The sequence below is a fragment of the uncultured Rikenella sp. genome (genome assembly GCF_947628055.1).
Taxonomy (GTDB): Bacteria; Bacteroidota; Bacteroidia; order Bacteroidales; family Rikenellaceae; genus Rikenella.
In genome coordinates this window covers 1-7,534 of record NZ_CANQYJ010000117.1, presented here as the reverse complement: position 1 = coordinate 7,534, position 7,534 = coordinate 1, and the positions used below count along the sequence as shown (strand labels likewise).

5 protein-coding genes are annotated in these 7,534 nt (G+C 56.6%); 1 reads left to right on the top strand and 4 read right to left on the bottom strand.

The genetic code is table 11. The features are described from left to right. Positions 1–24: 24 nt before the first annotated feature. Both Q0Z93_RS09105 and Q0Z93_RS09100 read right to left on the bottom strand, forming a co-directional pair. The gene (locus tag Q0Z93_RS09105) at positions 25–1,860 is read right to left on the bottom strand and encodes a V-type ATPase 116kDa subunit family protein (protein WP_298064774.1); all 1,836 of its coding nucleotides are present in this window, start codon (positions 1,858–1,860) and stop codon (positions 25–27) included. Then, positions 1,857–2,456: a V-type ATP synthase subunit D gene (locus Q0Z93_RS09100; RefSeq protein ID WP_298064773.1), complete on the bottom strand. Its 600-nt coding sequence runs from the start codon at positions 2,454–2,456 to the stop codon at positions 1,857–1,859. Before Q0Z93_RS09100 ends, Q0Z93_RS09105 begins: the two co-directional genes overlap by 4 nt. A gap of 496 nt (positions 2,457–2,952) precedes the next feature. Between Q0Z93_RS09100 and Q0Z93_RS09095 the strand changes: the two genes are divergently transcribed. Next, entirely contained in the window at positions 2,953–3,096 is a 144-nt protein-coding gene (locus tag Q0Z93_RS09095; RefSeq protein ID WP_298064771.1) for a hypothetical protein, read from the top strand. A 265-nt stretch (positions 3,097–3,361) separates the two neighbouring features. Here Q0Z93_RS09095 and Q0Z93_RS09090 read toward each other — a convergent pair whose 3' ends face one another. Both Q0Z93_RS09090 and Q0Z93_RS09085 read right to left on the bottom strand, forming a co-directional pair. Then, positions 3,362–4,681: a V-type ATP synthase subunit B gene (locus tag Q0Z93_RS09090; protein WP_298064769.1), complete on the bottom strand. Its 1,320-nt coding sequence runs from the start codon at positions 4,679–4,681 to the stop codon at positions 3,362–3,364. Between the two features lie 51 nt (positions 4,682–4,732). Then, positions 4,733–6,493 carry a V-type ATP synthase subunit A gene (locus Q0Z93_RS09085; RefSeq protein WP_298064767.1) on the bottom strand — a complete coding sequence of 587 codons (1,761 nt, stop codon included), beginning with the start codon at positions 6,491–6,493 and terminating at the stop codon, positions 4,733–4,735. Positions 6,494–7,534: the final 1,041 nt, after the last annotated feature.

Genomic DNA, 7,534 nt, shown 5'->3' with positions numbered 1-7,534 from the left:
CCCCCGCTACATGCAACAGAACAATTACTTTTCCGCCCGGCGGAACGGTGTGAACTTCCGTCCTCCCCCCTCGAACCCCGCATTCTTGTAGAACTCCACGAATGTCAACCGCACCGGATGCACGAATGCCCCCAATGCACTGATAAAGATATTCAACCCGTGTCCGATCACCAAAATCACCGCCATAAATATCCAGCTCAGCACCGGAATATTCCCGCTCAGCCCCACCGACAACGCGTTGAACACCTGCGCGATAATCGCCCCCGCCAGCCCGATGGCAAACAACCGCACATACGACACCAAGTCTCCCACCACCCCCGTCGCCATCTCATAGCAGCTGTACAGACCCGCCCCTACATTAATCAACGGATTCTTGTGCGGCGAGTTGAAGAAGAAGATCAGCACCCCGGCAATCCCCAGCAGCACATAAAACAGAATACTATCTCCCGGCAACACACCTCCCAACGCCAGCCCCCCCGAGATCATCAGAATGACCCAGCCCAGCGTCGAAAGCCCGTAAAGAAAACTCCCGTTCTGTTTCGACCGGTTGAAAATCCGCAGGATCTGTCCGAACAAGACCTGCGCCGCCCCCAAGCCCACCGCCACGTTGAACATGTTTTCGTTCGAGACGAAATATTCCTTGAACTTCACCAACGCCGGCACTTTCGCCAGTTCGATCCCGAAGCAGTTCCCCGTCAGCAAACCGAAAAAGACCGTCGCGATATTCAGAAACAGGGCCAACCACGCAAAATCGCGGAACCGCACCGGTATCTTGCGCCAAAATATCAAAATCGCCAAAATGAAGAGCACCCCGTACCCCGCATCCCCGAAACACATCCCGAAGAAGATCATGAAGAACGGCGCGAAGAACGGCGTCATGTCCAACTCATTGTATCTCGGCAGCATGTAGAGCGATCCCACCGGCTCGAACAACCGGGCGAAGAAATGGTTTTTGAGTTTGATCGGCGGATTCTCCTCTGCCGTCGCCCGCGCCGACTCGTAAATGACCTCCTCGGCATCGAGGAATGCCTCCACTTTTTCCCGATTTTCCGCCACCGACCACGCTTCTACGATCCGGATCGTCCCGTCCGCCGCCGATTCCCCCGCATGAACCGCATCGTCGAAGGTGATGCGATCTTTCATCGACAAGTATTCCGCCCGAATCGCCTCCCTCGACAGTGCAGCCCGCGCAATAATGTTCTGCTGTTTGACCTCTTCCGCCAAATAGAGTTCGATCTGCGCCTCTTTTTGGGTGAATGTCATCTCCGGCGCCTTGAGTTCCACTGCCGCATTCCCCAAATCGATCGGCTCCGCAACGCCGTCAGACAACGGCTGCGCCACCACGAAATAGGTCTCTCCCCCCAGGTTCTGCGCCACCACCTGAATGGCGTACTCCCGTTCCCACTCCGCCTTATACTGTTTCGTCGGCACCTCGAAGAATCGGATGGCAATCCCCTCCTCTTCCCTAAGCCGCCGGATTTCGTCCGGGTCGAACTCGCCCCACATGGCCAGTTCATCGAGTTCCGCCGCCGCTTTCGTCCGCAGCGTTTCGAGCTGCGAAAGGCGTTCCGCCGCCCCTTCATACGCCTCGACCGCCTCCGCCACCGTGGCAAACGGCACTCGTTGCGTCTCCGAGACCGCATCAGACTCCGCATCCGCAGTATCGGTTTTCACCGACCCCAACCGCTGGTACACTGTCCGATACCGTTCCGATGTCGAGACTAACTCCCGCACTTCCTGCGGTGCGTCCCACTCGCGGAACGTAATATCGACAACGCCCAACTCCCGGAGCTTTTCCATAAACGGCTTCACGTCGCCGTGGTACAACAGCAGGTTGTACCGGATCATCGGTTCTATCATATCGCTGCCTCCGCTTCCAATCTGGATTTAACAATCTTTTGCGACGATTTGGAGAGGTTCTCCTCGTCTTCGAGGAAGCGTTTGATCTTCCGTATCGCTTCCTGATACCCCGGAATCTGCACTTTTTCGTACAGGTTCACTTTCTGCGTGGTCTTTTTCCGGGCCTTTTCCAAGAGTTCCATCTTTTTCCGATAGAACTCGCTTTCGACCCCCAACCTGGCCAGCTCCTTGAGTATCCGCATCCCGTCGGCGATCCACAGCGGCGCGCTGAACAGGTTATACGGTTTTTCTTCGTACCGGATGTCTTCCAGCACGGGTATCTCGACGCCGGCGATTTTCTGGGTCCCGAACCGCACGTCTTTGACGGTGATCAGCGAGGGGTCGAATTCGCCCCAAAGCTGCACCATGTAGTCGTATTCGGCCATGGTCTTGTCGAGCTGCGCCCGCAGTTCGCCCACGCGATCTTTGGCTTTCTTCACTTCGGAGCGCAAGGCGGATTCCTTGCTCTTGATCGTGGGCAAGGCTTTCTGCCGCATCGTGAGCTGTTTACCCAGCTCGCCCAAGGCGGTCTTATTGAACTGAAATTTGATCATCAATCCTAATCTTTATCCGTTCTTTTTCTTTGCCTGTTCTTTGGCTGGTATGAGGGTACTGTACTTTCTGAGATGCTTGCGCATCTCTTGACCGTTCTCCGCCGGATGCTTCGGCTATTCCGAGTAGAGCGGCCCGGTTCGAATACCGAGCGGCACCGTCGCCCGCGGGAATTTCTTCTCGTTTTGCTTCCGCAAACCGAGTGAAATTCCTTTTTAAGCGGGCGGGCGACGAGTCGGGGTTCGAGGGTACTGCCCTCAGGCCGGGCGGAGCCGCTAAATAAGTCCTCTCTAACTCCAACAAAAGCCCCAATGGGGCACCCCGCCGGGCGGGCGATACTTTGTATCGCTTGGACCGGAACTACCCCGAACAATTTCCGCGCGCCGGGAAAATCAATCGTTTTCAGCTCCGTTGAAACCGTCGATTTTCCTCTTTCGGCGTCGGCGCGCGGGGATGAACAGACTTTGTCCGCGCGCTGGTGTTCAAAAGCAATTCATGCTTTTGAACGATTTCCTTCTCCAGCTGTCGCGCACGGGGCCGATCAACACGCGAACCAAGCCGCCTTTACCTCTGCTGTTTTTCCTGCGCGCCAGCGAAATCTTATTTCAACAAACTGTCGTTTGTCGAAATGATTTCGCTCTTTAAGCACGGCGCGCAGGAGCTGTTCGGCACGCGAGCAGGGAGTTTGCTCTGCCTTAACCGGAGGAAACTGCCCTGCGCGGGCGGCGTCCGGGTGACCCCGGCGGGACGGGCGATGCTGCGCATCGCTTGGGCAGCCTCTACCCTAAGACTCCGTTACCGGCAAACCCGGATTGTGTGTCGAGCGGCATCCCGCAGCAGGCTGGCGAAACTCCGTTTCGCTATTAATTCCCTCAAACCACCAACCTCACGAAACAGCGAAAAAGAACGATTAGTTTTCTGGCCAATATTTCTTGAGGATCGACTCCTTGATCGCCACTTCGTTCGGCGAGAAATACTTCGCGAACAGGCGCCACGCCGTATCTAACATCTGGGTAATATCGATATTGATGTCGATCGCCAAGAGTTCTTCCGAGTACTCCCGCGCGAAATCCAGCGTCCGCCGGTCGTAGTCCGAGAGGTCGAACCCGTTTTCGAGCTTCGTCCGCGCGTTGGCCGCGTCCGAGTACAAGCGCACCGCCGCATTCATCACCTGCGGATGGTCTTCCCGCGTTTTCTTGCCGATCACAAGCTGCTTCAAACGGCTCAGCGACCGGAACGGGTCTACGATCACTTTGCCGATCTCGGCATCGCTCCGCAAGAAGAGCTGCCCTTCGGTAATATACCCCGTGTTGTCCGGAATGGCATGGGTAATATCCCCGTCGTTCAACGTCGTCACCGCAAGAATCGTGATCGACCCTCCGTTCGGCAGCTGCACGGCTTTCTCATAAATCTTGGCCAAGTCCGAATAGAGCGACCCCGGCATGGAATCTTTCGACGGAATCTGGTCCATACGATTGGACACGATCGCCAGCGCATCCGCATAGAGCGTCATATCCGTCAACAAGACCAGTACCTTTTCCCCCTTATCCACCGCGAAGTATTCCGCGGCCGTCAGCGCCATGTCCGGCACCAGCAGCCGTTCGACCGGCGGATTGTCGGTCGTGTTCACGAACGAGACGATCCGGTCCAAGACCCCCGCATTGTCGAACACCGTCTTATAATACAGGTAGTCGTCATTCGTCAAACCCATCCCCCCCAGAATGATCTTGTCCACCTGCGCCCTGAGCGCCACCATCGCCATCACCTGGTTATACGGCTGGTTCGGGTCGGCGAAGAACGGAATCTTCTGCCCCGACACCAGCGTATTGTTGAGGTCGATCCCCGCGATCCCCGTCGCAATGAGTTCACTGGGCTGCATCCGCCGGTAAGGATTGACCGTCGGCCCCCCGATCTCGCGTTCCTCGCCTTCGATCGGGCTCCCGTCGAGCGGCTCCCCATAGGCGTTGAAGAATCGCCCCGCCAATTGGTCGCCTACCTTCAGCACCGGCGGATGGTGCAGGAACACCACTTCCGCATCGGTCGGAATCCCTTCTGTCCCGGCAAAAACCTGGAGTGTCACGGCATCTCCCGCCACTTTCACCACCTGGGCCAGCCGCCCCCCCACAAGTGCCAGTTCGTCGTTGGCCGCCCCCTCTGCCCTGAGAGTCACCGTGGCTTTCGTGATCGCGGTCAGTTGCGTGTATATCTTCTGAAATCCTTGTGTTTCCATCGTTTTTCGCGTCTAAAAACCGTAAATGTCGTCCTTATCCATCTGTCCGTATCAGTTCTGTTGTTCCTTGAGAATAGTCTGCACAGCGTCATAATGCCGCTGGAAATCCTCGCTCTTGAACACCGAGAAGTTCATCTGCCTCAGTTCGTTGATCAACCGCTTGTAGTAAGCGACGCATGCTTCAAAATCGTCGAACCGGAAGGTCCGTCCGCAGATGTCCATCACCAAGTCGAACATGTAGACCTGACGTTCCATCGGACAGTTGGCATCTGTCGCGTCGAACGAGTCCTGCTGCAAAATAATGAAGTCCAGCAGTTCCGATTTCCAGTACCGGTCGTGGTAGTCCACCGGCACCCCGTCGTCCCCTAAGATATTGATCTGCTCGAAAGCTTCCTTGCCCCGCTGCACCATCGCTTTGGAGGCCAAAACCTTGGCCACCCAATCATCACCGTAGTTTTCATCCAGATAGCTGACGATTTCCGGGTATTCCAGGTACTTGGAGTAGCTTTCCAACGGGTCGATCGCGGGGTAGCGTTTGGAGTCCGCCCGGGCCTGCGACAAGGCATAGAAGCATCTCGCCGCCTTTTTCGTAGATTCGGTCACCGGTTCCTTGAGGTTCCCCCCGGCCGGCGACACCGTTCCAATGAACGTAACCGACCCGGTCTCCCCATTATTGAGGTAAACGAACCCTGCCCGCGCATAGAAGTTCGATATAATTGCCGAAAGGTCTACCGGGAAGGCGTCCTGCCCCGGCAATTCTTCGAGCCGATTGGACATTTCCCTCAACGCCTGCGCCCACCGCGACGTAGAGTCCGCCAGCAGCAAAACTTTGAGCCCCATGGCCCGATAGTATTCCCCCAGTGTCATCGCCGTATACACCGACGCCTCTCTGGCCGACACCGGCATATTCGAGGTGTTGGCGATAATCGTTGTCCGCTCCATCAGTTTCCGCCCTGTCCGCGGGTCGTCCAGTTCCGGAAATTCGACGAAGGTTTCCACCACTTCATTGGCCCGCTCCCCGCACGCGGCGATAATAATCACATCGGCATTGGCCTGTTTCGAGATTCCGTGCTGCAACACGGTTTTCCCCGCTCCGAACGGCCCGGGAATAAACCCTGTCCCTCCCTCTGCAATCGGGTTGAAGGTGTCGATCGCACGGAATCCGGTTTCCATCGTGCGGAAGGGTCTCGGTTTGTCTTTGAATGCCGTAATCGGCACTTTCACCGGCCACCGCTGCATCATCGACAAGCCGTGCTCCACTCCATTTTCATCCACCACGGTCGCTATCGTCTCTGTAATCTTATAATTCCCTGCCGGGGCAATCCATTTCAGCCGATAGGTCCCTTCCATCTTGAACGGCACCATAACCTTGTGCTGCAACCATCCTTCGGGCACCCATCCGAGCCAGTCGCCTGCTCTGACTTCCTGATTTTCGGCGGCTACCAAGGGGGTAAAGTCCCAACGCGATTCCATATCGAGCGGATCGTTGTATTCCCCGCGCTTGAGGAAAACGCCTTCCATCGCCTTGAGGTCGTTTTGCAGTCCGTCGTAGATTCGGGTCAGGATCCCCGGCCCCAGTGTCGCTTCGAGCATATGGCCCTCGAATTCCACGCGTGTCCCTCCTTTCAATCCTCGTGTGCTTTCGAATACTTGCACGTACGCTTTGTCGCCGATCACTTTGATCACTTCGGCCATGAGCCGCACGCCGCCGTCCATCTGGATGTAACAGATTTCGTTCTGCGACACCGGTCCGTCGGCCTTGACTGTCACTAAGTTGGCAATGATGCCGATCACTTCGCCCGTTGTTTTCATTTATGGTTCGCTTTGCTTTTAAATTTTTTCGTATTATGTGGTTTTGCTTTATGCGGCTCTGCTCGAGCGGTCTCCCGCGGGGTGGGATTCCCGGTTCGGCGCCTGCAAATATCCGGTATGCCGTGTATCCTAACCGTAATGTTTTTTGTCGTTGCGATCTCCCGGATCGCTGGCCTCTGCGGTACCGCTCGGCTCGCGAGCCAAAGAGCTTGTCTGCTCAATACAGTCCCCGCCGGCTCCAACCCGCACGTTTCGCGGGAATATTGCTCTGCACCGAAAACGAGCTGCCGTTTCGTCCTGAGCAAACTCTAACTTCGCAGGCTGCGGGTTCGTTATTAACCGTACAATAAAAAGTTCTGCGTATTCGGCCTCGCGCCCACCCCTAAGGCTGAGCAAACTCCCGGGTGGAGTGCCCGGCGGCACCGCGGAGGTCGGCGATTCTGCGAATCGCAACAACAAATAACCGTACTGTTATTTTCGGTACTATTTGCGACCTGCGGTCGCGCGAGTCGCCGCCACCCCGAGCGGCGCGAGCAACTTCGGCGGTGCTCGTTGCTCTTTCCGCTGGCGGCGACCCGGTGCTATTCAGAATCATTCTTTACCTACGCGCCGGGATGAACATTCATTGTCCGCGCGCTGGGTTTCACAGGCTCCGCCTCGGAGAGGCGGTCGGCCCGCAGCCCCAGGCATGCGGAGGGCCGGTGCCGCTGGACACGTGATCCGCACCCTTCGAGTGTTTTATTGACCTGCCGGCAGCAAAATAAACTACCCCAAAGAGGTACTGCCCTCGGGCCGGGCGGGCCCCACGTGCCCGCGGTGGGCTTGCGATACTTCGTATCGCTTGGGCAGCCTCTACCCCAATTATTCTTTGTTTCGCGCGCCGGGAAAATCGTTCGTTTTCAACTCACGTTGAAACCGTCGATTTTCCTCTTTCGGCGTGGCGCGCGGAGATGAACTTGCTTTTTCCCGCGCGCTGGCGGAAATCCTGTTCAAAAGCAATTCATGCTTTTGAACGATTTCCTATTCCAGCCGTCGCGCGCG